We start from the raw sequence: 26205 nt of genomic DNA, 5'->3' as shown, positions 1-26205 counted from the left end.
AAATGGCCGTAATTTGAGAAACATAGCAGGCTGATTTTAAAGAGAATTTTTCCGAGTGCCCTATTGATTCGCTTGAAATAATTCCCATAAAAAACAGTAAGATGCCGAGTTGTGTATAAGAGACAGCTCCCTGTGGGAGAGGGGACCGATCGAGTGGGCCTGAAAATACGGTGATGCACCTTGGATGAGAAGACTCGCTGATTTTTCTGCGTAATGCCTTTACTCCCCACTTTCCGAAGCAGCACGAACCAACCAAGTGCTCCGGACAGCTCCCTCTCCCTGTGGGAGAGGGTTGGGGTGAGGGGCAATCTTACTGTGTCAATACGGCTCGCTTTTTCTGGCGGTTCACCTTGATGTAGTAGCCCAGCAGCAGCACCGCGACCCACACCAGCCCGGCATACAGGGAAATACGCGTCGTTGGGAAGTAACCGATCAGGCCGATGATAAACACCAGGAAGATGATGGCAACCACCGAGGTGAATACCCCACCGCGCAGTGGGAACGCCAGCTTGCTGACCTGGTCTTTGCTCAAGCTACGGCGGAAAGCGATCTGCGAGAACAGGATCATGATCCACACCCACACGGTGGCAAAGGTCGCCAGTGAGGCAATCACCAGGAACACGCTTTCCGGCATGATGTAGTTGAGATACACGGCGATCAGCATGGCCGCCATCATCACCACTACAGTCACCCACGGAATACCGCGTTTGGAAATTTTGCTGAATACCTGCGGGGCATGCCCCTGCTCTGCCAGGCCATGCATCATACGGCCAACGCCGAACACGTCGCTGTTAATCGCCGACAGTGAGGCGGTGATCACCACGAAGTTAAGGATACCCGCCGCAATGGTGATCCCCATATGCTGGAAGGTCAGCACAAACGGGCTACCGTTGGTCCCCACCTGGTTCCACGGATAGATGGACATGATGACGAACAGCGTCCCGACGTAGAACACCAGGATACGCCAAGGCACCGAGTTGATGGCCTTGGGGATCGACACTTTAGGATCTTTCGCTTCACCGGCGGTAATGCCAATGATTTCAATCCCACCGTAGGCAAACATCACCAGCTGTAGCGACAGGATCATGCCGATAAAACCGTTACTGAAGAAGCCGCCGTTGACCCACAGGTTGTGTATCCCGGTCGGTTGTCCCCCGTTGCCGATGCCCCAGACGATGATGCCGATACCGGCGACGATCATGATGATAATGGTCGCCACCTTGAAGAACGAGAACCAGAACTCCAGTTCACCGAACACCTTCACGCTCATCAGGTTGATGGCACCGATAATCAGCACCACGCTCAACACCCAGATCCAATGCGGCACTTCCGGGAACCAGACGCCCATGTAGATGCCGAAGGCCGTCACATCGGCAATGGCAACGATCAGGATCTCAAAGCAATAGGTCCAACCGGTAATGTAACCCGCCATCGGGCCGAGATAATCCTGGGCATAGCGCGAGAACGAGCTGGCCTGCGGGTTATTCACCGACATTTCGCCCAGTGCGCGCATGATGATAAAGGCAATAATACCGCCGATCAGGTAAGCCAGCAGGACGCTGGGGCCAGCCATTCTGATGGCCTCTGCGGAGCCGTAAAACAGACCGGTACCAATGGCCGAACCCAGGGCCATAAAACGAATGTGGCGCGTACTGAGGCCACGTTTGAGCTTATTGGCTGGAGCTGCGGTGGGTGACTGTTGTTGCATGAAAATGACCCGTCTTAATTTAAACGTAAAAAAGCCACGGACAAGTCCGTGGCCTAAAATTCAGACCGTAGGTTTAAGGGTGAGCAGTCACTTGGCTGCGTGCAAAAACCCGATCATAAATCGCGACCAGTACCAGCATCAGCAGCGAAGGTGGCAACCATGCCAGCCCCTGCGCCGCCAGCGGCAGGTGATTGGTCCATTCTGGCATCAAATGCTGGAAGTTGGACGCTTTCACCGCATCAAGGATACCAAACAACAGGCTGACTAACATCACCGGCGCAACAATACGTGATGCACTGCTCCACCAACGCAGGGTGAAACTCAGCAGCACCAGCACGATGCAAGGCGGATAGATCGCGGTCAGCACCGGGATCGAAATCTGGATCAGGTGGCTCAGGCCAAGGTTGGACACCACCATCGAGAACAGGCCGAGAATGAATACCAGCGTTTTGTAAGAGAAAGGCAGGTACTGCTCGAAGAACTCCGCACAGGCACAGGTCAGGCCCACCGCGGTCACCATACAGGCGATGAAGATCAGCGCCGCCAGGAAGAAGCTACCCAGGCCGCCGAAGGTATTTTGCACGTAGGCATGCAGCACTACCGCGCCATTAGTAGCATCCGGCGTCAGTACACCGCTGCCGGAGCCCAGCTTGAACAGGCTCAGATAGACCAGCGTCAGGCCCACACCGGCGATCAAACCCGCCAGAATGGTATAGCGGGTCAGCAGACCAGCGTCCTTCACCCCACGAGAACGTGCGGCGTTAACGATCACGATACCGAACACCATGGCGCCCAGCGTATCCATCGTCAGATAGCCATTAACAAAACCGGAAGAGAACGGCACGGTTTGGTAGGCATCCACCGCCGGGATCGGTGTCCCAGCAGGCCACAACACTGCGGCAATACCCAGCACGGCCAACGCCACAATCTTTAGCGGAGCCAGAATATGGCCCACGGTGTCAAGCAAGCGGCCCGGATAGAGCGAGATGCCAATCACCAATGCAAAATAGACCAGGCTGTAGATAAACAGCGGCATGGCCCCGTCACCGGTCAACGGGGCAATACCCACTTCAAAGGAAACGGTCGCGGTACGCGGGGTGGCAAACAGCGGGCCAACGGCCAAGTAGCACACCGTTGCCAGCAGCAGACCGGCGCTACGGCCAATCGGTGAGCTTAATGCATCAACGCCGCCACCAACGCGTGCCAAGGCAATCACGGTGAGAACCGGTAGACCCACAGCGGTGATCAAGAAACCAATTGCCGCAGTCCAGACGTGTTCGCCAGACTGCAAACCCACCATCGGCGGGAAGATGATGTTCCCGGCTCCGACGAATAAGGCAAAGGTCATAAAACCCAAAGCCAGAATATCTTTTGACGCTAAACGATGACTCATAATCTGTTGTGCTGCCTGTTGAAATAAAAAATTGCCGATAAGCATGGTGGCAAAAGTGCCCCCACTTCGGTTCGGTTGCCGGCCTGCTCTCTCATCGTGATACTCATAGGCAACAGACAGCACGCAATAGCAGCGTCTGACCTTGATAAAGGCGAATACTCATGATGACGAGCAGATTTTTAGACGTTTTTTCCCTGCTGAATTCCTGGTCGCAAGCACCGAAGAAAGCTGGGGAAAATGGAGGTTTAGTCCGGCAATAGGGGGATAGTTAAACGTTTATAGTGCCAAAAGGCAATACGCAGGACGGAAAGCAGAGTGATCGTCCAGATAATATCTCTCATCCAGTCGAACATAGGGGTTATCAATAAATATGCACTACATGATTTGTATTATTTTTGAGCACACCACTCACGAAATGTGAAACAAATGGTTACACGGTGCGTGAAAACACCAATAACCAGACGTTGAACGCGTGTCATGTGCTCATTTTAGTGGCGCTTACCAGACCGATGCTGCGATATTGACCACGCTACGCAGCTTATCCCACTGCTGCTGCTCACTCAGGCTGTTGCCCTCTTCGGTAGAGGCAAAACCACACTGCGTGCTCAGGCAGAGCTGTTTCATATCGACGAACTGCGTTGCTTCCTTGATGCGTTGTTGCACCACCGTCGGATCTTCCAGCTCACCGGTCTTGGTGGTGATCAACCCTAGCACCACCTGCTGCTTGCCCGGCCTGATAAAACGCAGTGGCTCAAAACCGCCAGATCGTTCGTTATCATATTCCAGGAAGAAGGCATCAACATTGACCTGGCCAAACAGGATTTCCGCCACTGGCTCATAACCCCCTTCCGAGATCCAGGTGGAACGGAAGTTACCACGGCAAACGTGCAGACCAATGGTCAAATCATCCGGTTTCCCGGCGATAGCTTTATTCAGCACCTCTGCGTAGGTACGGGCCAATTGCTCAGGATCTTCACCCCGCTCACGGATCTGGCGCTTCTGATCGTCGGAGCACAGATAGGCCCAGACGGTATCGTCAAGTTGCAGGTAGCGGCAGCCAGCGTCGTAAAAGGCTTTGATCGCATCGCGGTAGGTTTGTGCCAGATCGTCAAAGTAGCTATCCAGCTCCGGGTAAACCTGCGGGTCGATCGCCTTACGGCCACCGCGGAAATGCAGCACGCTCGGGCTCGGGATGGTCATCTTCGGCACAGCGTCACCGGCTACGCTTTTCAGGAAACGAAAATCCTCCAGCATCGGATGGTTGCTAAAGCCCAGTTTGCCGGTCACCTTGATGCCGCGGGCCTTGGTTTGCACTCCGTTAAACTGAATGCCCTGCTCCACGTCGTAGCCTTCTACACCATCAAGCCCCTCAAGGAAGTCGAAGTGCCACCAGGCACGACGGAACTCACCATCGGTCACGACCTGTAAGCCGATCTCTTGCTGTTTGCCGACAATATGGCGGATTTGCTCGTTTTCTACTGCGCGCAGCTGAGCCGCGTCGATCTCACCATTCTGAATCTGCTGACGGGCCGTTTTCAGCGCCGCAGGGCGCAACAGGCTACCGACAACGTCGGCGTGAAAAGCATGGCTGGCTTTGGACATATTCTGCTCCGATGATGCACTGAGGGCTAGCCGCCATCAGTTCCAATCATTGACAAGTTGAATTATTACGCTGGGTTACAAATGGACATCCAGACGTCTACACTGCTTGAGTGCATCCTTTCATGTCACCGGTCACCCGGCAATGGAGAAATTTTCATGGGTGTTGAATGGAATTCAAGTTGGCCGGACTAATCCAGCCCCAAGAGCGTGCGGGTTTTGCGCAGCGTATCCGGCGGTAGCGGCAAATAACCGTCGTGATTAACCAGATCCTGCCCCTGCGTAGACAATACACGGTCGAGGAATGCCGCTGTCAGGGGTTCCAGCGGCTGGTTGGGAGCTTTGTTGATGTAGATATACAGATAGCGCGCCAGCGGATAGCTACCGTTACGCACGTTGGTTTCGCTAGGTTCAACATAACGGTCACCCGTTTCTGCCAGGGGCAACAGCCGCACCCCGCTGGCACGAAAACCGATGCTGGCATAGCCAATGCCGTTTAACGATCCGGCCACCGCCTGCACCACCGAGGCCGACCCCGGCAGTTCATTCACCCGCGCCATAAAATCGCCACCGCATAACGCACGCAGTTTGAAATACCCATAGGTACCCGAAGCGGAATTGCGGCCAAAACGTTGCAAGGCACGCTGCTGCCAGCTGCCCTGCAGCCCCAGCTCTCCCCAGCGGTTAATCGGCGTGTTTTCCCCGCAGCGACGAGTCGCGGAAAAGATTTGATCCAGCTGTTGCAGATTCAAGCCACGTAGCGGATTGTCCTGATGCACCAGCACCACCAGCGCATCAACCGCGACCGGTACCGCCAGCGGCGCATAGCCATAGCGGTGCTCAAACGCCGACACCTCCGCCGCCTTCATTGGCCTGCTCATTGGCCCAAGCTGCGCCGCTCCTGCCGCCAATGCGGTGGGTGCCGTCGAGGAACCGGCAGCCTGCAGTTGCAGGTTCACGTTGGGATAGTGTCGGCTGAAATCTTGCCCCCACAGCGCCATCAGGTTGGCCAGGGTGTCGGAACCTACGCTAGACAGGTTACCGGAAAGCATGCCGTCCGGAGCAGCCACGGCCCCGCGGCCAACCGACAACAGTAGGCAAAGCAGCAAAGCTTGGGTAAATCGATTCATGGCGGGCGACCTGTTAATTTTTCACCGCATTCTCTGCTAAAGCCGCGGGAACAATCAACCGGTTAGGCAAGGTAAAGATAAAACGGGTGCCAATGCCTGGCTCGCTGAGGATCTCCAGCCGCGAATCATGATGGCTGAGCGCATGCTTCACGATCGCCAACCCGAGCCCACTGCCGCCGGTCTGGCGCGAACGTGCTTTATCGACACGATAGAAACGCTCCGTCAGGCGCGGGATATGTTCGGCACCAATGCCCGGCCCGTTATCGCTGACCTGGAACTGAGCCCCCTGCGGCGTCTGCTGCCAGCTCACTTCGATGTTGGTGCCCGCCGGAGTATGGTTGACGGCGTTGTACACCAGATTGGAAACCGCGCTGCGCAGCTGATCCTCGTTACCGAACACCTGCAGATTTTCATTCACCCGGAAATTGATCTGGTGATTACCACCGCTGAGCGATTGCGCCTCGCGCTGCAATACCCGCAGCATTAACGGAATATCGACCTTCTCGTTCATATCCACGTTTGGCGCGGCCTCGATCCTGGAGAGCGTGAGCAACTGCTTTACCAAGCCATCCATGCGTTTGGTCTGCTCTTGCATGGTGCCCAAGGCTTTGCCACGCAGCGAACCATCCAGCTCTTCATCGCTCATCATCTCCAGATAGCCTTGCAGCACCGTTAGCGGCGTACGTAGCTCATGACTGACGTTGGCAAAGAAGTTGCGTCTGGCCCCCTCCAGTTGACGCATCTGAGTCACATCACGTGCCACCATCAGCAGTTGGCCTTCGGAATAGGGCATGATACGGAATTCGACAAAGTGCTCGTTATTCAGCTGTAACGTCAGCGGCCGGGTAAATTCTTGCTGTTGCAGATAATGGCTGAATTCCGGATAGCGCAGCAGGTTGAGAATGTGTTGGCCGTTATCTTCCGGCCAGCGAAAGCCCAGCAGATGCTGTGCCAGGCCGTTACACCAGAAGATATTGCCCTCAACGGTGGTCATCACTACCGCATCCGGTAAGGATTCGGCCCCGCTGCGAAAGCGTTTGATCAACAGCGCCAACTCACGGCGGCGGCGACGGTTACGCTGCTGCATCTGATACAGGCCATAGAACAGCGGCTCCCAGCTCCAGCGGCCCGGCGGCGGCGTCATGCTGCGGTCCACCCACAGCCAGTGGGAAAGTTTGAGTTGGTTATAGAAGTTCCAGGCCAGCGCGGCCAGCACCGAAACCAACAGCAGCCAGGGCAGATAACCGAAAATCAGCCCCAGCAATAAGGCAGGCAGGCAGAAAAGGGCCAGCTCCAGCGCCAGCCTCTTCCACGATAAACGTTCTAGCACGGTAACCTCTCCAGCGCAGTGCGATCAGTAGCGCGTTGAGAACCGATAACCGGTGCCGCGAACGGTTTGAACCATCTTGTCATGACCACTGGTCTCCAGCGCCTTACGCAGCCGGCGGATATGCACATCAACGGTGCGGTCTTCCACATAAACGTTAGTGCCCCAGACGTGATTAAGCAACTGTTCGCGGCTATAAACACGTTCCGGATGAGTCATAAAGAAATGCAGCAGTTTGAACTCGGTCGGCCCCATCTCCAGCGCCTGCTCATTGGCCATCACCCGGTGCGAGGAAGGATCCAGGCTTAGCCCCTGCATTTCAATCACTTCTTCTACTGCCATCGGTGAAATACGGCGCATCACCGCTTTGATACGTGCCACCAGCTCCTTGGGCGAGAAAGGTTTGGTGATGTAATCATCCGCGCCAACCTCCAGGCCACGTACCCGATCTTCTTCTTCACCGCGCGCGGTCAGCATCATCACCGGGATGTCCCGGGTCATCGCCTCGCGCTTCATATGCTTGATAAACTGAATGCCGGAACCCCCCGGTAACATCCAGTCCAGTAACACCAAATCAGGGAACGGCTCAGACAGGCGCGTGACGGCACTGTCATAATCCTCGGCTTCCAACGGTTGGTAACCATTCTGTTCCAACACAAAGCACACCATCTCACGGATCGGCGCTTCGTCTTCCACCACCAGTATGCGTCTTGCCATCGTCAATCCTGCCAATGTGTTAGCGATCTCAGTTGATTGCGGTCGCCATTATGCGTCAGTTTTGTGACAGTTTTATGAAAAAAAAGCCCGAACGATCGCAGTAAGCATAGCGATTATTTCTGACGGCAAACAAAAATCATTCGGCTCTCTGCTTGATTGAGCCACGACAGGAGAGATCCCCCCCTTTATAATCGTCGCCATTATGTTGTCGCCCTGGGAGTTTTATGCGCCTGATCCATACCTCCGACTGGCATTTGGGCCAGTACTTTTTCACCAAAAGCCGCGCCGCCGAGCATCAGGCCTTCTTACGTTGGCTGATCGAACAGGTGGAACAGCATCAGGTGGATGCGCTTATCGTCGCAGGCGATCTGTTCGATACCGGCTCCCCACCCAGCTACGCCCGCGAACTATACAACCGGTTTGTGGTGGAGCTGCAACGCACCGGCTGCCAGCTGGTGGTGCTGGGCGGCAACCACGACTCCGTAGCCACGCTGAATGAATCGCGTGAGCTGCTTTCCTGCCTGAACACCACCGTGATTGCCAACGCGCAAAGCGAGCTTGAGCAGCAAATTGTGGTGCTCAACCAGCTTGATGGCCAACCTGGTGCGGTGCTCTGCGCCATTCCGTTCCTGCGCCCACGAGATCTGCTCACCAGCCGCGCCGGTGAGTCTGGCAACCAAAAGCAGCAGGCCCTGCAAGAAGCCATCGCCGAACATTATCAAAACCTGTATCAGGCAGCTTGTGCGCGCCGCGATGCGTTGGGTTTGCCACTGCCGATCGTCGCCACTGGCCATTTAACCACCGTGGGCGTCACCACCTCGGATTCGGTACGGGATATCTATATCGGCACGCTGGACGCTTTCCCGGCTCAAGCGTTCCCTCCTGCCGATTACATTGCGTTGGGGCATATCCATCGTGCGCAGAACGTCGCCAAATCCGAGCATATCCGCTACAGCGGCTCGCCAATCCCACTGAGCTTTGACGAGTTAGGCAAAGCCAAAAGCGTGTTTATGGTCGATTTTGCCGACGGAGCATTGCAACAGATCACTCCACTGGAGATCCCCACCTTCCAGCCCATGCAGTTGATCAAAGGTGATTTGCAGCAAATCGAGGCGCAATTACAGCAGTTTGCCGATTATCAAGGCGAACTTCCGGTTTGGTTGGATATCGAAGTGGCCACCCAAGATTACCTCAGCGATATTCAGCGCCGCATCCAACAGTTGGCGGAAGATTTACCGGTTGAAGTGGTGTTGCTGCGGCGCAGTAAAGAGCAACGTAACCAGACCCTTGCCCAGCAGGATAAAGAAACCCTGAATGAATTAAGCGTGGGCGAAGTCTTCGAGCGCCGGTTGGCGTTGGAAGCCGAGATGGCCGAACCGCGCCAACAGCAGATGCGGCAGATTTTCCAGCAGGTGGTAGAAACCTTGCATCACCAAGAGGAGCCATCCGCATGAAGATCCTGAGCCTAAGGCTGAAAAACCTGAACTCGCTACAGGGCGAGTGGAAAATCGACTTCACGGCGGAACCCTTCGCCAGCAACGGCCTGTTTGCCATCACCGGCCCCACCGGGGCGGGTAAAACCACCCTGCTGGATGCCATCTGTCTGGCTCTCTATCACCAGACGCCGCGGCTGGAAGTCAGCGCCAGCCAGAACGAATTAATGACCCGCCACACCGCCGAATCGCTGGCCGAAGTGGAGTTTGAGGTCAAAGGCATCGGCTATCGCGCCTTCTGGAGCCAACGCCGGGCGAAAAACGATCCGGACGGCAACCTGCAGGCTCCCAAGGTGGAGCTGGCACTGCGGGCAGACGGCAAAATCCTGGCGGATAAAATTTCCGATAAAAAAGAGCTGATTGCCGCGATCACCGGGCTGGATTTTGGCCGCTTCACCAAATCGATGATGCTGTCGCAGGGTCAGTTTGCCGCCTTCCTGAACGCCAAGGCCAACGAACGGGCCGAACTGCTGGAAGAACTGACCGGCACCGAGATTTATGGGCGGCTGTCGGCACAGGTATTCGAACAGCACAAACAGGCGAAAAGCGATCTGGACGCTTTGCATCACCGTGCCAGCGGGATTGAACTGCTCAATGATGAGCAACGTCAGGCGCTGGAAAGCCAGCTCAACGAGCTAGGCACTGAAGAGCAGCTTCTCAACCAACAGGCGCAGCGGCAACAACATCAGTTGAATTGGCTGCAACGCTGGCAAACCACCCAGCAACAGACTCAGGAATACCAGCAACAGCTGGCTGGCGTGCAACAGGAGTTTCAACTGGCCGAACCGCAGTTGCAACGGTTAGCCCGCAGTGAGCCTGCCGAGAAACTGCGCCCGTTGCTCAATGAGCGTAATCGTTGTCAGCGGGATCGTTTAGCATTGCAGCAACAGATCGACCAGTTGGCTCAGCAGCAAGAGCGGCAATTGGCCGAACTGACCCCGTTACAACAGCAGTTGGAGCAGGCGCAAAAGGCCAGGCAAGCCCAGGCGGAACATCAGCAACAGCAGCAGACGCTGATGGATGACAAGGTGTTGCCGCTCGATCATCAGATTGCTCAGTTACAAAACCAACTGGCAGAAGCGCATAAACAGCATGCAGAGAGCCAGCGGCAGAGCGATGAGCTGCGGCGCACGCTGGAACAACTCACCGAAAGACGCGGCCAACTGGCTACCCTGGCGGGTCAATATCAGACCAGGCAGCTTGAACTCAAGGCGGCGTTGGATAGCCAACTCCAGCAGCAAACCACGTTAGAGGCGCAATCCCCGTTGGAGAAACTGCGTCACCGCCAGGGCGAACTGAGTGGCTTGCGCCCGGTTCGCCAGCAGTTGTCAAAACTGGCCTTGCTGTTCCAGCAGAACCAGCAACGCCTTGAACAGCAGCGGCTCGAATTCACTTCGCGCCAAAAACAGCTGACCGAAGTAGAAACTCAACTCGATGCGGTGCGCCAGCAGTATAAACAGCAAAAAGCGCACCTGACAGACGTTGAGAAGACGCTCGAACTGGAAAAGCGTATCGTCAGTCTGGAAGCCGAACGGGCGCGGCTGCAAACCGATGCTCCCTGCCCGCTGTGCGGCTCCACGCACCATCCGGCGATCGAGCAATATCAGGCTGTCAAACCGTCAGAAACGGAACAGCGCGTCGCTCAATTACGCACCCAAACCGAAGAGCTGCACACTAAAGGGACAGAGCTGCGCGCACGCAGTGAAAGCCTGAAAGAGCAGCAGCAACGTCTGCAAACGCAGTTGAACCAGGAAATTGAGCAGCAGGAAAGCCATCTGCAAAGCTGGCAGACCCTCAGCGCCCCCTTGGCCTTCGACTTTACGCTGCAAGACAGCGCCCGGTTAACCGCCTGGCTGGAGGCTTGCGATAGTGAAGAGCAGGCCGCTCAGCAGCTTCTGTTGCAACACGAACGGCTCGCCAAGGCCGTACAGCTTGCGAAGGATGCCCTGAATGCCCTGCAAACTGAACAGCAGAGTTCGCAACAGGAAACGGCGCGGCTGAATGAACGCTTTGAGCTGCTGCAGAAAAACCAGCAGGAAACCCAGAGCCAATTGGCACACTGGCAACAGCAGTGCCTGACGAATGAAACTCAGCTGCTGGCACAGCGTAACGAACGCATCGCGCTGTTTGGTGAGAAAACGGTGGCTGAAGCCCGCGAGCAATTGCGCACGGCACAAGTCGCCGCAGAGAACGCCTTGCAGCAGGCTACGGAGCAATTGCACAAAGCCCAGGAGCAGCGCGATCGTCTGGCTGGTCAATGGGTCGGTTTGCAGCAACAGCAACAACAGCAAGCCGAACGGGGGCAACAGGCCGAGCAACAGTGGCAGCAGGCCTTGGCCAGCAGCACCTTCGACGATGAGGCCGCATTCAACGCCGCGCTACTGGATGACGACGAACGCCAGCGCTTACAGCAGCACAAAGAGCAGTTGCAGGAGCGTCAGGTGCGGGCCACAACGCTGTTGGCGCAGGCCGTACAGGCTCTGGAGCAGCACCGTCTGGAGCGCCCTGCAGATCTGGATGAAACCCAGGCCAATATTGAGCAACTCACCACCGCGCTCAGCGAACTGGCAGAGCGGCTGAAAACACTACAGCTGCGTCAGGGCGAGGTGCGCAACCAACTGAGCAGCGATGCCGAGCGCCGCCTCAATCAACAGTCCCTGTTCGAACAGATCGCCCAAAGCCAACAGCAGTATGACGACTGGAGCCTGCTCAACCAGCTTATCGGCTCCAAAGAGGGCGACAAGTTCCGCAAGTTCGCTCAAGGCCTGACCCTGGATCATCTGGTATACCTGGCTAACAATCAGCTTGGCCGCCTGCACGGGCGCTATCTGTTGCAGCGTAAAACCAGTGATGCGCTGGAGTTACAGGTGGTGGATACCTGGCAGGCCGATGCCCTGCGCGATACCCGCACCCTTTCCGGCGGTGAAAGCTTCCTGGTGAGTCTGGCGCTAGCGCTGGCCTTGTCCGATCTGGTCAGCCACAAGACCAGCATCGATTCGCTGTTCCTGGACGAGGGCTTCGGCACGCTGGACGCCGAGACGCTGGACACCGCGCTAGACGCTTTGGACAGCCTTAACGCCACCGGCAAAACCATCGGCGTGATCAGCCACGTGGAGGCAATGAAGGAGCGCATCCCGGTACAGATTAAGGTGAAAAAGGTCAATGGGCTGGGGGTCAGTCGACTGGACGCTCAGTTTCGCATCGAATGACCGTGACTGAGGTTTACGTCAAGAGGTAACTACGGCCAGAAGTGTGATCACGGCGACAGTACAGGCTGAAAAGCATTGAGCCAAAGCCGACAACGGTTATCATGATAATTATTACAGGATTGTCACTGTGCATACAGGCAAAACCTGACCTTCGGGATCGCTCCCGGACGTCGGGTTTTTTCGTTTTCAGCGGGCCGGGAATAGCCATGAAAATCGCTAAAATACTCAATAATAACGTAGTGATTACGCTGAATGACCATCAGGAAGAAACGGTGGTTATGGGGCGTGGCATTGGCTTTCAAAAGAAAGCCGGGGAAAGTGTGGATGAAAGCCTGATTGAAAAGGTGTTCACCCTCAACAGTGGCGAAATGAGCGAACGCTACAAAGAACTGCTGGCGGAGATCCCACTGGCGTGTGTGACCACCGCAGACAAGATCATCTCCCTCGCCCGCGAGCGGCTGCCAGGGAAACTGCATAACATTGTCTACATCACGCTGACCGACCATATCCATTTTGCGCTGCAACGCCACGCGCAAGGGCTGGATATCAAGAACGCACTGCTGTGGGAGATCAAGAAACTCTATCCAAACGAGTTTGCCATTGGGCTTGAGGCGCTGACCATCATCGCCCAGCGTCTGGAAACTACGTTGCCGGAAGACGAGGCTGGCTTTATCGCCTTGCACCTGGTCAACGCGCAGCTCAATGATGAAATGCACAACACCCTGCATATCACCCGCGTGATGCAGGAGATCCTCAATATCGTCAAATATCATTTCCGTTTTGACTACAACGAGGAAACCCTCAGCTACCATCGTTTTGTCACCCACCTGAAATTCTTTGCCCAGCGCCTGCTAGGCAAGAATTACGTCAACAGCGAGGACGATTCGCTGTATCAGGTAGTGAAGGAGAAATACCGCGAGTCATTCGCCTGTGCCGGCAAGATCAACCAACACATCGAGAAGAGCTACCAGCACCAGTTGACCAGTGAAGAGATGCTGTTTCTGACCATCCATATCGAGCGGGTACGCAGCGAAAGCGAAAAGGATTACACACCTAAGGAGTGAGACAAGGGCTCACAACGGGCGCAGCATGCTGCGCCCCTACGAAGGTTGGTTACACCTGAGGCCATAACCAGGCGGCGCCGCGCACACCGCTGGAATCACCATGTATTGCTTTGCGGATAGGAGTTTCGCACTCGCCGCCAAATACCCAAGGTTTCACCAGTGACGGCACCGTTTGATACAGCCGCTCCACGTTGCTCATGCCGCCGCCCAGGACGATCACATCGGGATCAAAGAGATTGATCACGTGAGCCAGAGACTTCGCCAGCCGCATTTCGTAACGCTTAACAGCTAACTCTGCCACCGCATCCTGTTGTGCAGCCAGCGCCATAATTTCGTGGCCTTTTAGCGCCTGACCACTCAGCCGCGCATAATCGGTAGCGAAACCGGTCCCGGAGATAAAGGTTTCAATACAGCCAGGCTTCCCACAGTAACAGGGCACCTCGGCGCGAAAACGCAGTTCGTCTTCATCCAGCCACGGCAACGGGTTGTGCCCCCACTCGCCGGAAATGCCGTTGCCCCCGGCATGCACCTGGCCGTTTATCGCAACTCCAGCCCCACAACCGGTGCCAATGATCACCGCAAACACGGTTTTTTTCCCGGCAGCGGCTCCATCAGTGGCTTCCGATACCGCCAGGCAGTTGGCATCGTTGGCTAGCCGCACTTCGCGTTGCAGCATGGCAGAAAGATCTTTATCCATCGGCTGACCATTCAGCCAGGTGGAGTTGGCATTCTTTACCAGGCCGGTAAAGGGCGACAGCGTCCCGGGGATCCCCACGCCCACCGAGCCTTGCTGACCGGTTTTTTCCTCCGCCAGCGTCACCAGCCCGCAGATAGCTTCTAGCGTCAGCTGATAATCATGACGAGGGGTGGCAATGCGATGACGGAACAGCTCTGCCCCATCGTTAGCCAATGCAATCACTTCAATTTTAGTGCCACCCAGATCGATACCAATACGCACAATTTCTCTCCCCAATTCAGCGCGACAACAAACTTGCCGCCCAGTGTAGCGCATAGCCCGGCTCACGCCACGCTCACCGAATGTGACGCCAATGGCAATTCCCCTATCTGGCTGTGTGAAACGCGGCAGCGGACGCAAATCAGCGGGAATGAGGCGATTTTTCAGCGTCAATTCGTTATTATGCCGCCCTGCTTTTGATGAATCTGCGTGCCAAATGCACGCCCAGCCTGGGATAACATTATGCTGTGGTTTAAGAATTTGATGGTTTACCGTTTGAGCCGCGACGTTGCGCTAACTGCGGATGAAATGGAAAAACAGCTCAGCGCCTTTGCCTTCACCCCATGCGGCAGCCAGGACATGGCGAAAACCGGCTGGGTTTCCCCGATGGGTTCTCACAGCGACGCGCTGACGCACGCGGTTAACGGCCAGATCATGATTTGCGCCCGTAAAGAAGAGAAGATCCTGCCCTCTCCGGTACTGAAACAAGAGCTACAGGCCAAGATCGAAAAGCTGGAAGGCGAACAGCACCGCAAGCTGAAAAAAACCGAGAAAGACTCCCTGAAAGATGAAGTGCTGCACAGCCTGCTGCCACGCGCCTTCAGCCGCTTCAACCAGACCTATATGTGGATCGATACCGTTAACGATCTGATTATGGTCGATGCCGCCAGCGCCAAGCGCGCCGAAGATATGCTGGCGCTGCTGCGTAAGAGCCTGGGCTCTCTGCCGGTGGTACCTTTGACCATGGAAAGCCCGATCGAGCTGACGCTGACCGAATGGGTCCGCTCCGGCGAACTGCCAGCTGGCTTTATCATTCAGGATGAGGCCGAACTGAAGGCCATTCTGGAGGAAGGTGGGGTGATCCGCTGTAAGAAGCAGAACCTGATCAGCGACGAGATTGCCGTGCATATCGAAGCTGGCAAGCTGGTGACCAAGCTGGCGGTAGATTGGCAGGAACGCATCCAACTGGTGCTGGCCGACGACGGCTCACTCAAACGCCTGAAGTTTGCCGATACCCTGCGCGATCAGAACGATGATATCGACCGTGAAGATTTTGCCCAGCGTTTCGATGCCGACTTTATCCTGATGACCAGCGAACTGGCGGCCTTGATCAGCAACACCATCGAAGCCTTGGGTGGCGAAGCACAGCGCTAAAACAGAAGGGGCGCAACAAGTTGCGCCCTCTGGGGAGTGCCGGGGAAAATCTTCATCCCCGGCCAAACTGGACTGATTACTTACTCAGATAACGACACAGGTAGGCCGTCGCATCGGCAACCTGAACGTTGAATTCGCTCTGCGCAGGCACAAAGAACTTCTCGCCTGGCGTAAACACCTGCCAATCCGGTGCTCCCGGTAACAGCACTTTCAATGCCCCGGTGATCACCGTCATCTCTTCCGGCTGTGCGGTACCGAAGGTGTACTCACCCTCTTCCATCACCCCGACGCTGGTACGACCGATGCTGCTACTATCGTAACCGATAGACTTCACTTTCCCGGCAAAATACTCGTTCACTTTCAGCATAGACTGGCACCTGCGTAATCATCTTTGAGGGATCTCCATATTGGGGGATGAATCTGGGTCTGTCACTGGTTTTTGATGCGAAATGCGATCGTTACGCACTGCAAAACATGAGCGGGATCAAACAATGAGTTCGATGGCCATCGCTCGACGTCCTATAGCTCATTCAATCTGGCAGACATCACGGTTATTTCCGCTGTTGAAAATGGCTCAGGCTGCCATAAAGCGCCAGCAGACGGTCATATTCAGCAGGATCGTAGAAGCTGCAGGTACCACGCCCAAACTCTTTGGCCACTTCAACGGCAAATTTCACCGCCAGCGCGATATCCACCTCATGGCTGGCACCGGTGCCACAGCCCGGCACTACCGACTCAGTACAGATTGCCACACCTACTACAGGCGCTGCCGTAGCGGTTGAGGGTTGCAGGATACTGTTGAGGTGATGAACGTCATTACCATAGGGCGTAATATCCTGCATGGTGATCGGGAAGGTCACTGCCGGGCGGCCACTGGTCATTTCCATGATACGCAAAAGGTCTTCCGACACCCGCAGGATGTAGCCCTGTTTCACCGTCGGTGACAGCGCATAGCCCTTGTGGTTGATAATACGATTGCCCTTGGTGGTATCGATCGACAAAATGGCATCGGCTTGCGGCACCACTTCGTTATCATTCATCGTAACGTCATCGATGGGTGAATCCATAAAATCGACCGGATCATGTGGGCGAGTGGGTGCGTTCGGGCAAATATGCGTAGTGATCACCACGTCACCAGGCAGAACGTCACCTTTGCGCTGCATTTCTGCCAGCTTTAGCGCACTGGCGATCGCCGCAATCGCCCCGTCACCGTCTGATACCAATCCTATGCGCGTGGGCCTAGCTCCAATGCCGCCCAACCGGCCAATAATGCCCAACGTTGGCGCATCACCACCGGATTGCTTGCCTGCACTGCCAGGGATCTCGATGCGGACAAAATCCGTGGTGCCCTTCTCACCGCTGACACGATGAGTGCTGGCCTTGACCAACGGGTAATGGGTAAACAGATCGACCACGTCCTGCCCTTTGACATAGGCATTATCAATCAGCTCAAAGACCTGCAGCGTTTGTTGCAAACTCATGTTAATCCCTCGCAAATGTTGCCTGATAGGTTTATGCCTCCCGCAATTGCAGGTACGGCGTTATTTTCCCTTGCTGGAAAAAATCGAGTTGAAGAAGTTGTATAGCGCGTCACCGGCAATAAACCCGGCAGCCATGATCTCCATCGGCGCGCGGCCTTTATCCCCCCAGCGTTTGATGATCAGAATGCGCAGCGCGATACCGGCAAGCACCGCCCATCCTGCCAAGGCGTTATTAATCAGCAAACCTGTCGCAAGTAGCACGCCGAGCTGGCGTTTAGGCCCCCCAATAAACTGCACTATCGCGCCTGGTATAGCCCAAATCAGCAGGCTGGACGCAATACCGGGCTGGGCTCCTGCCTCAATGGTTTTGGCGTATACCCGGGCCACCGGTGGGATCAACTCCTGCAGGAAATAGCTGGTGTAAGAGAGATAAACCACGGGAATGGCGATCACAAAAGCAAGCATGGCGGCAATCAGCTGAATACGCCGCCCCAGCAGTTCCTGCTGTAAATCCTTACCGTAACCCCGCAGGATAAAGCCGGCTTTCAGATCGAACCCCATATCGGCAAACGCCGGCCCAGTCGCTGCGGTAAAACCGGTGAGAATGCACAGCGCCAGAGGAGGGAAACCAAGCATGATCCCAACGATCAGCGTGATCAACGCCACAGCAAATGCCGGAAACCAGCCGGAATGCATCGCCGCAATGCCGACGATCAATTCATGTACAAAGGTAGCAAACGCGGCATAGATGACAAACAACACCAGCATGGTCAGCGACATTTCGCTGTATAACCCGCCCCCCAAAGCCAGCATCCCGGCAATCACGACATATCCGACAGCCCCCAGACCCAAGGCTTTGCGTACTTCGCTGTCAGGTTGGGTATAGGTGGATGTCGAACTTTGATTTTTGTTGCGGATCACCTGTACCACCTGGATCAATGCCACCAGCCCGGCACCGACCATCACGCCGTGCGGAATATAGTGCGCATTGATATCGACACCGGTCAGCGGCTGGCCATAAGCACGCAGCAGCAGGCCAACACCGAACATGCTCAGCGCCCAGATATTGCCAATAAATGCGGTACCGAAGGCCGCCATGGGGATCTTCAACATGGAGCCTGCAATCCCCACAACAACGCCGACAACCAGCAACCAGGCCTGTTTACCACCACGGTCACCAGCCTTGATAGCCTCCGCCGCCGCGACTCCTGGGGGCCAGGCATTTGCCGCCGGGAACACTTTAGTGTCAAACATCCGGTACAGCAGGTAAGCATCCAGCAGCATCGCCGCCGCTACGCCGCAAAACATCGGCAGGATCAATTGCGGTTGCCCCATGACATAAGGCACGGCAATCGGCATCAGCAGGCTATTGGCCGCGCCGAAAGTAGCTGAGGAGATTACTGTTTGGGCCAGATTCTGGGTATGTATCGAACGATAGCGTTGGAACATGCGCAGCGGGATCCGTGCCAGCAGCATGGCGATCAGCGCACCGATAATCGAAGTATTGGGCGTCACGCCCAAGGTGGTGATCAACTGTACGCCAATTATCGCCCCGACGATGGATAACAGCACCATCACCAGTAGCGTACCGATATCTTTCAATGGATTACTCGTTGTCTCTGGTTTCATAAATCCACCCTGTGAATATCCCTGCTAAATGGCAAAAATAATATTTCGGACACGGATTTCCGATGGAGTTCCATTATTCGAAACTCTACGCGGTGAAATAAATTATTTAGTGCCTGCCTTGGCCACATTAATGGCAGAATAACTCTCTCTGCTATTAACTAATCAGCGACATGCCCTGGTGTTGGCGCGCTAATAAAGCCAGTTTACGGTGAGCTATTTGATCTCTTGCCAATAGTCATCACCGAGTTTTTCTGCCAGTTGTCGGGAAACCGTCATTAATGCCTCAAGCACCTGGGGAGAATAAGGCTGATCCTCGGCTTGTGAGGGGAAAGAAAGACATAACCCCACCGTCTCACTGCGGTGCTTATTCATCACCGAGGTTGCCAATGAACTGATACCCGGCAGCGTTTCGTTACGGGCCAATGACCAGCCCTGCTGCCGGATGGTTGCCAACTTTTGCAGCAACGCCTCCAGCGTTTTTGGAGAGTTTGCCGAAGCGACCTGGTAGCCAGCAGCAAACCGCTCACGCACCAGCTCATCACTTTCTCGCGCAAGTATCGCGCGCCCCACAGAGGTTTCTGCCGCTGGCGAACTGGCCCCCACCGGTGTCACCACCTGCAAAAAATGGCGGCCAGGCAGCGTACGCATCACCCAATTCTCCCGCCCCTCCAACATCGATATATAGCCGGTACAGAAGGTTAACTGATTAAGCTGCATCATCGCCGCCGTGGCACTTTCCACCAGCGGAGTGGAAAGATAATGGCTGGCCACCCCAAGCAGCAGATAGCCAATATGGTACTGACGGCTTTGCGGATCCCGCTCTAAAAGCCCCTGGCTTTCCATCGTTTGTAGCAGACGCGAAACGGTGCTTTTTGGCAGCCTCAACCTTTCGACGACATCAGTAAAAGAAATCCCCCCTTGGCCATGCGTTATCTGCCGTTGAGAAAATAGTTTTAATACCGCAGCAGCATTTTCCAAGGTAGTCATGGCTCGCCTTGTTCCACTATATGGAACCCAGTTCCCAATCGATATTTAGAAACCTAAAACCCACACCACTTATCGTCAAGCAGTTTATTTTTATCACACGGCGAAATTACAGCGAATGATGCTTTAATATTGAAAATACTGCACAGATCGCAAAGTCATTTTCCGAGATGATTGGCATATGTCCGTCTTTCAGCGTCAATATCAGCATAAGATACCAATATTCACCAAGTCATCAGCGCGGCGGATGCTGCTATTAAAAGATTGCGTAAGATACCAATAGCGAGAGAAGTCTCGAACAGAATGATGAGGATGGACCCAAATGCGGGGGAAGACCGGTCATGGATAGCACAACGCAGTTGAAAAAATGAAGCCGGTTTATACCGGCCACTTGTTATGACACCGCAGGCTATTCGCCCAGGTTTTCATCCTCGTAACGCCGCTTGGCATCTAACGCTTCCCGCTCGGTTTCGTGCTCGCTGATCAGCGTATCGGGTTTTGGGTGATCGGCCCGTAGCTCATACCAACGAACCTGCTTGCCCACTTCGCCCTTGTCTACGGCCTTGATACGCGCCGTTCTCGGGTAGGGAGGTTTACTCGGCATAGTGCTCTCCAATGTGATGACCTGTTGTTAAGTATAGACAACCACACTGAAATGCCAGTTATCGGCGCGACCCCAAATCCCGGTCCTGGTGTTCACCGGCCAGCAACTGTGTCAGTTCAACACAGGATTGGATCTGGCCATCACGCACGGTGAAATGAGCCAACACCCTGATCTGGCTCTGGCTGCCATCACGTTTTTCAATATTCACCCAATGATGAGTGAAGACATTTTCTCCGGCGGCGGCGATAGCGAGGATCTCAAGCTGCATGCTGCAGGTGATCTGTTTAAGCAAGGCCATATGCTGGATAAACTGCGGGTAATCTAGCGTCTGGCCATCCACCGTCTGGCGATAGTGGCGGCTGAACAGCTTGGCAATCAGCTCGGGCTGGTGTTCGGGGTTGGCTACAATTTGCTGTAAAGCTGACAGAACAAGAGTTTGGTGAGTCATGCTGTTTTCTCCGGTGTGATAGCGTTCGAAGAGCATAAAGCCAATCAGTAATGGCATAATAACCGTATCAAGATATTCAATAACGCTAATCGGCCAATCTGATGAAACTGCACAGCGAACGTTTGTTGCACGCTAAAAAGCACCTGACGCCTTGGCATCAGCATCAACAGGGGCAGGTCTATCTGTTAAGCCACGGGATGATGATGTTGGAAACCGCGGGGCAGCAATGGGCGATGACCGCCGGTAACCTTGGTTGGCTTCCGCCCCACTGCCCTCATCAGGCGCTGGCCTGCGGTAAGGTGATCGGCTGGATCCTCTATTTACCTGAGGCCTGCTGCAACACACTGGCGGCAACGCCACGCCTGACCGCCGCCAACGCCTTAAGCTCGGCGCTGGTTGAACGCATTGCACAGTTTTCTGCACCACTCGACATGGCACAACAACGTTTGGTGGAGGTTCTGCTTGATGAGATGCGAAGCGAGGAGGCCGAACCGCTGCAACTACCGCTGCCGCAAGATGCCCGGTTGCTGAAAATTGCCTATGGCTTATTGAACGATCCCGCCAATGATCGCCAACAAGGTGAATGGGCTGCATGGGCGGGTTTAAGCCCCCGCACCCTTAGCCGACGCTTTATGCAAGAAACCGGCATGAGTTTTTCCCGCTGGCGTCAACAAGCCAGGGTGATCCGTTCGTTGGAGGCGCTATCGGCCGGTATGCCCGTCGCTAACGTAGCCAACGAATGTGGCTATGATAACGTCAGCGCCTATATTGCCGCCTTCCGTCAGCGATTTGGCATAACGCCAGGGCTTTATTTTACTTAGCGGCATAAGGCTAAGCGGGCGCAGCATGCGGCGCCCCTACAGCACATAGCGAGTTGGTTGGGATTGGTCAGTGATATCGTGGCACAAGATGTGGCCAGAGAAAGTTACTTTACCGCCTCGCCTTGCAAGACCGCCAAGATTTGCTCGACTACCTGCTGGGGATTAGCGGTACCATCCATGACATGGTGTGCGGCCTCCTGATAGAGAGCCTCACGTACCGCCAGCACTTCCAGCATTTCTTCGGCGATGGGGCGGCCAGTGAGCGTTGGGCGCTGCCCCTCTTCCGGAAACTCTGCCAGCCGTTGCGCCAGTACGCTGGCTGGAGCTCGCAGGTAGATTACCGTGCCATGCTGACGCATAAAACGCCGGTTCTCTTCGGCCAGGATCGCCCCGCCGCCGGTGGCAACTATGGTTGACGGTTGGGTTACCGCTTGCAGGGTCTGGGTTTCGCGCTGGCGAAATCCCTGCCAACCCACCTGTGCGACCATGTCCGCTACGCTCATTTGCGTGGTTTGCTGCATAAACAGATCGGTATCGATAAACCGATAGCCCAGCGCCTGCGCCAATGCACTGCCGACCGTGGTTTTACCTGCTCCACGAGCTCCTACCATAAAAATGGCTTGTGTCATTACGGGTTGTCCCTTTTGCGGTGACTGAATGCATTAGATTGCCTGCGAAGCTGCCCGCAGGTCGATCGAGCGTTGGCGTTGTAACTGCATCATACCGCCCTGAATCTGTATTTCAATCTTTACGATAGTGTAAATTCCATAGCACAGCGGCTATTGGCAGCAAACCCGTGATCTACCTCATGCGCCAGAAGATGCTGTAGATACGCATCCAACCGTGCGACAGGAAGGGTGCGAAAGCCAAGGCGCTGGTAATAAGGCGCATTCCATGCCACTTGCACGAACGTCGTTAGCGTTAACCGTTGGATGCCTTGGCGCAAGGCGAGAGCAGCAATCTCTTCGATCAGGCGCTTGCCCACGCCTTGCCGCTGCCAATCGGCCGCAACCGAAAGCTCGGCGATATGCCAGCTGTGCGAAAATGGCTGCACCGCGATAAAACCGGCGATCTGCTCAGTTGGGCTAGCCATCACCCACTCCTGCTGCTGATCGATAAAATCAACGTGCTGCTGCGGGCTCATCACCTCACCTTCGGCAATAAACTGTAACTCTGGCTGCTGGCGAAACAGCTGGGCGGCGGAACGTTCAACTGCGACCAACTGCGGGATATCCTGCGGTTGTGCCAAGCGTAGCTTCAGGCTCATGTCTGGCTCCTGGTTAGCGGCCGGCTATTTAAACAGATTTTGTCGCAGGCAGAAATCACCAATAGCGCCATAAAGTGCTATATGATAATTACTCTCATTTAAATATTCAATCAACAGCGAAGATATGGCTTCCTTTTCCAAGAACGACATCAGCAGATAAAAAACCAAAAGCAGTCGCCACGCTGCGGCCTTGCAGGCTAAATTGGTATCACAACACCGGGGGATAAATATGGCTCAACAGATTGTTACGCTGACAGACTACCCACACTTTGCCGACGTCTGTGCCGCTTGGGCATTCGGCCAATGGGGTTCACAACGCGGCGGCACGTTAGAACGTACCCGCCAACGCTTTGCTTTGTGCAGCAAACCCAGCGAGGATTTCCTGACGCTACTGCTGATTGATGGCGAGCGCCCACTGGGGATGGCCAGCCTGTGGCCAAGTGACGACCATCATCGCATGGATCTCTCCCCCTGGTTGGCCGGTGTCTTTGTACACCCGGATCATCGGCGGCAGGGTATTGCCCAGCGCCTGGAGCAGGCGATCGTCAGCGCGGCACAACAACGCAGCCATCCCGTTCTGCATCTGATCACCGATCACAGCGAGGCGTTGTACGCCGGTTGGGGCTGGCAGACTATTGAACGCCGCCAGCAATATGGCGACGAAGTGGTGGTGATGGAAAAGCGGCTGTGATCGTTAATAAAATGCAACTGGGCATCATAAAATAAAAACCCAAAAGGCTGCGATAATAATCAATCAATAAACCAGGTTAGCTTTACTGGTCAGATTATTATCCGCAGCCGTCTATACCCGTCGCCTTTCAAGCTGCAGCGTTGTTACCTGCACTTACTCACCCCAGTCACTTACTAAACGTAAGCTCCTGGGGATGAGTAAATTTGTCGCCTAGCTGCAGCTTGAAATTCATAGGGTAATTTATATTGGCCACCTAATTGGCCACTTAACTATTTATCGTGAATTAATTAACGATAAACTTCTGCAGTACCGCGCCAAGCGCTGGAATCCCCTGGATTATCCAGGCCAATGATTCGATAGTGTGTTGCGCCGTCTTCAGTCGCTTTTTGTTTCAACGCATGGATAGCGTCATCCGGTGAACCGCTGATACCAGAAACTGACACCACGCCGATGCTCTGCATGCTGCTGGCTTGAGCGTTATCAACCTGTTTGGCGCCCATGGTTGCGGCCAGGGTGGAGAATGAAGCGGTGGCGATCAGTGCTGCTGCGATGCATGGTAATAGTTTCATGATTGACTCCGTTATTTTCATTTGAACTCGTTCTCAGTGAGGTTAATTATGAGTTAACCATTGAAAACAGACGTCATCCAATGTAAAGAAGCTCAATCATTGTGAGCAAAATAAGGAGAAAGTAAGAGTGGGTATTTCCTGATAGCGCATAACTTTATTTATAGCGCAAATTTTACGCTCTATTTGAAAAAATGAGTAATTATATTTAGTCAACTGAGGTAACCCGTTTTATTTTAAAGCAATTTTCCTTCTCCCTCCCCCCGCTCAACGGATAATTGGGCCAAACCTGGCCCAATTATCCGGCAGACATTCCTCTATCGACTTGCTGCGTCCGTTCAGCGCAAGGGCTCTGGCAGGGTTAACACCCACAGTTCGCTCAAGGACTCTGGCTGTGCCAATGGACGCAATTCAATCGTCGTGTTTACCGGTTTACCTGCCAAACTCAGTTTCCCTTGCTGATCCAGCTGATAGTCGCCAATCTTCTTCCCTTCAGGCTCGGCGTTGACCAGCTTGGCCTGCAAACCAAAATCATTGTCGTTAATCACCGCCAGTGTGCGGTTATCGATCAGCGCCAATCCTTCCACCTTCTCTTGCTGCCAACCCAGTTTACGCAGATCGACCACTTCACGTTTCTGGGCCAGCTTCACTCCGCGCTTGGCCAATTCGCTGGCATCAGCAAATTCCAACGCCTTATCCTGGCCGTCGAACGACGTCAGATCGCTAGCCTGGCTGAGATCAACCAGATAGATCTTGTTCATCATCTGTTTGTCTTTGTCACTGCCCTGTTCGATCAGCAGGATGTGTTGATTATCGACCGCCACGATATCGCCAATCTTGGCATCTTTGGCTTTCTGGTAACGGGTGATATCGATCGGATAACCATACATGGCCGTTTTGCCACTGGCAGGGTCAAAGCTGACCAAACGGGTAAACTGCGCCTGGTTTTTGCTCTTGCCATCGATATCCAGCGTGCTCTGCACCGCGGCCAGGATCCGCCCATCCGGCAACCGGGTTACGCCTTCAAAACCCCGGTTCGGTTGACGCCATTTAATGATGTTAGGCAGACCGCTGGCAACCGCCTGCTCACCCGCTAACGGCGTTGGGCCATATTTCGCCAGGATCTTACCCTGGCCATCGATATGGATCAGGAAGGGGCCATATTCATCACTCAGCCAATAGCCTCCCTTGCCGTCTGGCGTGATCCCTTCGGTATCCAACCCGCGTTTGTCACTCGGCAGCGGCTTGAGCGTATCCGTCAATGCCACTTCATTCGTTGAGCCAATCAGGTTGCCAGGCAACGGCAAGCCGCTAATAGGGCCTTTATCATCGTGCAGAGGACGGGCTTGGGTGGCAACGGCCTTACCGCCACCAATACGGATTTCCATCAATAAGGGAACAAAAGTCGGATTGGCAAAAATCTTGGCCTCCTGTTTGCCGACTGCTGGCGCATCGGCGTTCGGGCCACGATCGGTCACGGTAGTCAGCAGTAGATCCCCCCCTTCCTGGCCATTAAATACCAGCCCGGAACCAATCCCTACCGGTAGCCCATTGGGAAACTGGCTGGCAAAAGCGCCGGAATAGCCTACGCGATCGCCATCAGGAAAGCTGACGTTGTAACGAGCAACGCCAATATCGGCAGCATGGGACAACAGCGGTAATACAGAGGCCAACAACACGCCAAGCGGTTTGATTCTCATAGCATTAACTCTTTGTAAGGGAAAGTAACAGCCTGAGAGCCTAACCATCGATAGTGACACTTTCATGACAGCCGGATCTAAATCAGCGGATAACAAATAGAAATAAACAATCAGCCCTTCATTATTGAGTGATAAAAACCAATTGAAAAATAAGAATTTACCCACGCGAAAAATAAAACACGGAATTAATCCTATATAAAATAGGAAAATTACCCATCAACGAGATAAAAAAACAGCAAAAAATAAGATAAATTCTTAAAATAC

The 26205-nt window shown here is 54.5% G+C and carries 23 protein-coding genes; 6 read left to right on the top strand and 17 right to left on the bottom strand.

Going from position 1 to position 26205, the window contains the following annotated elements:
• Nucleotides 1-310 precede the first annotated feature (310 nt).
• From proY to phoB, 6 genes are all read right to left on the bottom strand, one after another.
• Nucleotides 311-1708, bottom strand: coding sequence for a proline-specific permease ProY (proY, locus tag ACMV5I_RS19980; RefSeq protein WP_024528662.1), 1398 nt, complete (start codon nt 1706-1708; stop codon nt 311-313).
• 73 nt (nt 1709-1781) lie between these two features.
• Nucleotides 1782-3101, bottom strand: a complete 1320-nt coding sequence (gene brnQ / locus ACMV5I_RS19975; RefSeq protein WP_121609097.1) for a branched-chain amino acid transport system II carrier protein — start codon at nt 3099-3101, stop codon at nt 1782-1784.
• A 498-nt stretch (nt 3102-3599) separates the two neighbouring features.
• Nucleotides 3600-4703, bottom strand: coding sequence for a cobalamin-independent methionine synthase II family protein (locus ACMV5I_RS19970; RefSeq protein ID WP_414825132.1), 1104 nt, complete (start codon nt 4701-4703; stop codon nt 3600-3602).
• A 188-nt stretch (nt 4704-4891) separates the two neighbouring features.
• The gene (locus ACMV5I_RS19965) at nt 4892-5830 is read right to left on the bottom strand and encodes a PstS family phosphate ABC transporter substrate-binding protein (protein ID WP_414825131.1); all 939 of its coding nucleotides are present in this window, start codon (nt 5828-5830) and stop codon (nt 4892-4894) included.
• 13 nt (nt 5831-5843) lie between these two features.
• Nucleotides 5844-7160, bottom strand: coding sequence for a phosphate regulon sensor histidine kinase PhoR (gene phoR, locus ACMV5I_RS19960; RefSeq protein ID WP_024483907.1), 1317 nt, complete (start codon nt 7158-7160; stop codon nt 5844-5846).
• Between the two features lie 24 nt (nt 7161-7184).
• Entirely contained in the window at nt 7185-7874 is a 690-nt protein-coding gene (gene phoB / locus ACMV5I_RS19955) for a phosphate response regulator transcription factor PhoB (protein ID WP_021180214.1), read from the bottom strand.
• Between the two features lie 224 nt (nt 7875-8098).
• Here phoB and sbcD point away from each other — a divergent pair, with 224 nt between their 5' ends.
• The 3 genes from sbcD (at nt 8099) to licT (ending at nt 13640) form a co-directional block, all read left to right on the top strand.
• Entirely contained in the window at nt 8099-9328 is a 1230-nt protein-coding gene (gene sbcD / locus ACMV5I_RS19950) for an exonuclease subunit SbcD (protein WP_414825130.1), read from the top strand.
• Nucleotides 9325-12576, top strand: coding sequence for an exonuclease subunit SbcC (sbcC, locus tag ACMV5I_RS19945; RefSeq protein WP_414825129.1), 3252 nt, complete (start codon nt 9325-9327; stop codon nt 12574-12576). Before sbcD ends, sbcC begins: the two co-directional genes overlap by 4 nt.
• A gap of 206 nt (nt 12577-12782) precedes the next feature.
• The gene (gene licT, locus ACMV5I_RS19940) at nt 12783-13640 is read left to right on the top strand and encodes a BglG family transcription antiterminator LicT (RefSeq protein ID WP_414825128.1); all 858 of its coding nucleotides are present in this window, start codon (nt 12783-12785) and stop codon (nt 13638-13640) included.
• 49 nt (nt 13641-13689) lie between these two features.
• Here licT and mak read toward each other — a convergent pair whose 3' ends face one another.
• Nucleotides 13690-14598: a fructokinase gene (mak, locus tag ACMV5I_RS19935; RefSeq protein WP_046808085.1), complete on the bottom strand. Its 909-nt coding sequence runs from the start codon at nt 14596-14598 to the stop codon at nt 13690-13692.
• Nucleotides 14599-14838: 240 nt separating this feature from the next.
• Between mak and rdgC the strand changes: the two genes are divergently transcribed.
• Nucleotides 14839-15750 (top strand): recombination-associated protein RdgC, encoded by a 912-nt coding sequence (gene rdgC / locus ACMV5I_RS19930; protein ID WP_021805520.1) that lies wholly within the window; start codon nt 14839-14841, stop codon nt 15748-15750.
• Nucleotides 15751-15826: 76 nt separating this feature from the next.
• Here the strand turns inward: rdgC and ppnP are convergent, their stop codons facing one another.
• From ppnP to ACMV5I_RS19900, 6 genes are all read right to left on the bottom strand, one after another.
• Nucleotides 15827-16117, bottom strand: a complete 291-nt coding sequence (gene ppnP, locus ACMV5I_RS19925) for a pyrimidine/purine nucleoside phosphorylase (RefSeq protein ID WP_021180225.1) — start codon at nt 16115-16117, stop codon at nt 15827-15829.
• Between the two features lie 184 nt (nt 16118-16301).
• Entirely contained in the window at nt 16302-17231 is a 930-nt protein-coding gene (locus ACMV5I_RS19920; protein ID WP_261466269.1) for a DUF1177 domain-containing protein, read from the bottom strand.
• Between the two features lie 60 nt (nt 17232-17291).
• Complete coding sequence (locus ACMV5I_RS19915) at nt 17292-18860, bottom strand: OPT/YSL family transporter (protein ID WP_414825127.1); 1569 nt, start codon at nt 18858-18860, stop codon at nt 17292-17294.
• A gap of 213 nt (nt 18861-19073) precedes the next feature.
• A complete protein-coding gene (locus tag ACMV5I_RS19910; protein WP_414825126.1) occupies nt 19074-19847 on the bottom strand; it encodes an IclR family transcriptional regulator in 774 nt (257 codons plus the stop codon).
• Nucleotides 19848-20253: 406 nt separating this feature from the next.
• Nucleotides 20254-20448, bottom strand: coding sequence for a YaiA family protein (locus tag ACMV5I_RS19905; protein WP_024483900.1), 195 nt, complete (start codon nt 20446-20448; stop codon nt 20254-20256).
• Nucleotides 20449-20506: 58 nt separating this feature from the next.
• Nucleotides 20507-20896, bottom strand: a complete 390-nt coding sequence (locus ACMV5I_RS19900) for a nuclear transport factor 2 family protein (protein WP_202673044.1) — start codon at nt 20894-20896, stop codon at nt 20507-20509.
• Nucleotides 20897-20994: 98 nt separating this feature from the next.
• Here ACMV5I_RS19900 and ACMV5I_RS19895 point away from each other — a divergent pair, with 98 nt between their 5' ends.
• Nucleotides 20995-21717, top strand: a complete 723-nt coding sequence (locus ACMV5I_RS19895; protein ID WP_024483898.1) for an AraC family transcriptional regulator — start codon at nt 20995-20997, stop codon at nt 21715-21717.
• A gap of 104 nt (nt 21718-21821) precedes the next feature.
• Here ACMV5I_RS19895 and aroL read toward each other — a convergent pair whose 3' ends face one another.
• Nucleotides 21822-22346 (bottom strand): shikimate kinase AroL, encoded by a 525-nt coding sequence (aroL, locus tag ACMV5I_RS19890; protein ID WP_202727816.1) that lies wholly within the window; start codon nt 22344-22346, stop codon nt 21822-21824.
• A gap of 119 nt (nt 22347-22465) precedes the next feature.
• Nucleotides 22466-22984 (bottom strand): N-acetyltransferase family protein, encoded by a 519-nt coding sequence (locus ACMV5I_RS19885; protein WP_414825125.1) that lies wholly within the window; start codon nt 22982-22984, stop codon nt 22466-22468.
• Between the two features lie 229 nt (nt 22985-23213).
• Here ACMV5I_RS19885 and ACMV5I_RS19880 point away from each other — a divergent pair, with 229 nt between their 5' ends.
• Nucleotides 23214-23675, top strand: coding sequence for a GNAT family N-acetyltransferase (locus ACMV5I_RS19880; RefSeq protein ID WP_202727814.1), 462 nt, complete (start codon nt 23214-23216; stop codon nt 23673-23675).
• A gap of 287 nt (nt 23676-23962) precedes the next feature.
• On the opposite strand, the gene ACMV5I_RS19875 is transcribed toward ACMV5I_RS19880, so the two are convergent.
• Nucleotides 23963-24244, bottom strand: a complete 282-nt coding sequence (locus ACMV5I_RS19875) for a DUF1471 domain-containing protein (RefSeq protein ID WP_121608901.1) — start codon at nt 24242-24244, stop codon at nt 23963-23965.
• Between the two features lie 335 nt (nt 24245-24579).
• On the bottom strand, nt 24580-25941 hold the full coding sequence (locus ACMV5I_RS19870) for an esterase-like activity of phytase family protein (RefSeq protein ID WP_414825124.1): 1362 nt from the start codon (nt 25939-25941) through the stop codon (nt 24580-24582).
• Nucleotides 25942-26205 lie beyond the last annotated feature (264 nt).

Source organism: Serratia sp. T13T92 (genome assembly GCF_047530105.1).
GTDB classification, from domain to species: Bacteria; Pseudomonadota; Gammaproteobacteria; order Enterobacterales; family Enterobacteriaceae; genus Chania; species Chania fonticola.
This window is presented reverse-complemented; position numbering and strand designations above follow the sequence as displayed.

Excerpts from the sequence above, each read along its gene's own strand:
- proY (WP_024528662.1), bottom strand. The coding sequence starts at position 1,708 with ATGCAACAACAGTCACCCACCGCAGCTCCAGCCAATAAGCTCAAACGT.
- brnQ (WP_121609097.1), bottom strand. The coding sequence starts at position 3,101 with ATGAGTCATCGTTTAGCGTCAAAAGATATTCTGGCTTTGGGTTTTATG.
- ACMV5I_RS19970 (WP_414825132.1), bottom strand. The coding sequence starts at position 4,703 with ATGTCCAAAGCCAGCCATGCTTTTCACGCCGACGTTGTCGGTAGCCTG.
- ACMV5I_RS19965 (WP_414825131.1), bottom strand. The coding sequence starts at position 5,830 with ATGAATCGATTTACCCAAGCTTTGCTGCTTTGCCTACTGTTGTCGGTT.
- phoB (WP_021180214.1), bottom strand. The coding sequence starts at position 7,874 with ATGGCAAGACGCATACTGGTGGTGGAAGACGAAGCGCCGATCCGTGAG.
- sbcD (WP_414825130.1), top strand. The coding sequence starts at position 8,099 with ATGCGCCTGATCCATACCTCCGACTGGCATTTGGGCCAGTACTTTTTC.
- sbcC (WP_414825129.1), top strand. The coding sequence starts at position 9,325 with ATGAAGATCCTGAGCCTAAGGCTGAAAAACCTGAACTCGCTACAGGGC.
- licT (WP_414825128.1), top strand. The coding sequence starts at position 12,783 with ATGAAAATCGCTAAAATACTCAATAATAACGTAGTGATTACGCTGAAT.
- rdgC (WP_021805520.1), top strand. The coding sequence starts at position 14,839 with ATGCTGTGGTTTAAGAATTTGATGGTTTACCGTTTGAGCCGCGACGTT.
- ppnP (WP_021180225.1), bottom strand. The coding sequence starts at position 16,117 with ATGCTGAAAGTGAACGAGTATTTTGCCGGGAAAGTGAAGTCTATCGGT.
- ACMV5I_RS19920 (WP_261466269.1), bottom strand. The coding sequence starts at position 17,231 with ATGAGTTTGCAACAAACGCTGCAGGTCTTTGAGCTGATTGATAATGCC.
- ACMV5I_RS19915 (WP_414825127.1), bottom strand. The coding sequence starts at position 18,860 with ATGAAACCAGAGACAACGAGTAATCCATTGAAAGATATCGGTACGCTA.
- ACMV5I_RS19910 (WP_414825126.1), bottom strand. The coding sequence starts at position 19,847 with ATGACTACCTTGGAAAATGCTGCTGCGGTATTAAAACTATTTTCTCAA.
- ACMV5I_RS19905 (WP_024483900.1), bottom strand. The coding sequence starts at position 20,448 with ATGCCGAGTAAACCTCCCTACCCGAGAACGGCGCGTATCAAGGCCGTA.
- ACMV5I_RS19900 (WP_202673044.1), bottom strand. The coding sequence starts at position 20,896 with ATGACTCACCAAACTCTTGTTCTGTCAGCTTTACAGCAAATTGTAGCC.
- aroL (WP_202727816.1), bottom strand. The coding sequence starts at position 22,346 with ATGACACAAGCCATTTTTATGGTAGGAGCTCGTGGAGCAGGTAAAACC.
- ACMV5I_RS19885 (WP_414825125.1), bottom strand. The coding sequence starts at position 22,984 with ATGAGCCTGAAGCTACGCTTGGCACAACCGCAGGATATCCCGCAGTTG.
- ACMV5I_RS19880 (WP_202727814.1), top strand. The coding sequence starts at position 23,214 with ATGGCTCAACAGATTGTTACGCTGACAGACTACCCACACTTTGCCGAC.
- ACMV5I_RS19875 (WP_121608901.1), bottom strand. The coding sequence starts at position 24,244 with ATGAAACTATTACCATGCATCGCAGCAGCACTGATCGCCACCGCTTCA.
- ACMV5I_RS19870 (WP_414825124.1), bottom strand. The coding sequence starts at position 25,941 with ATGAGAATCAAACCGCTTGGCGTGTTGTTGGCCTCTGTATTACCGCTG.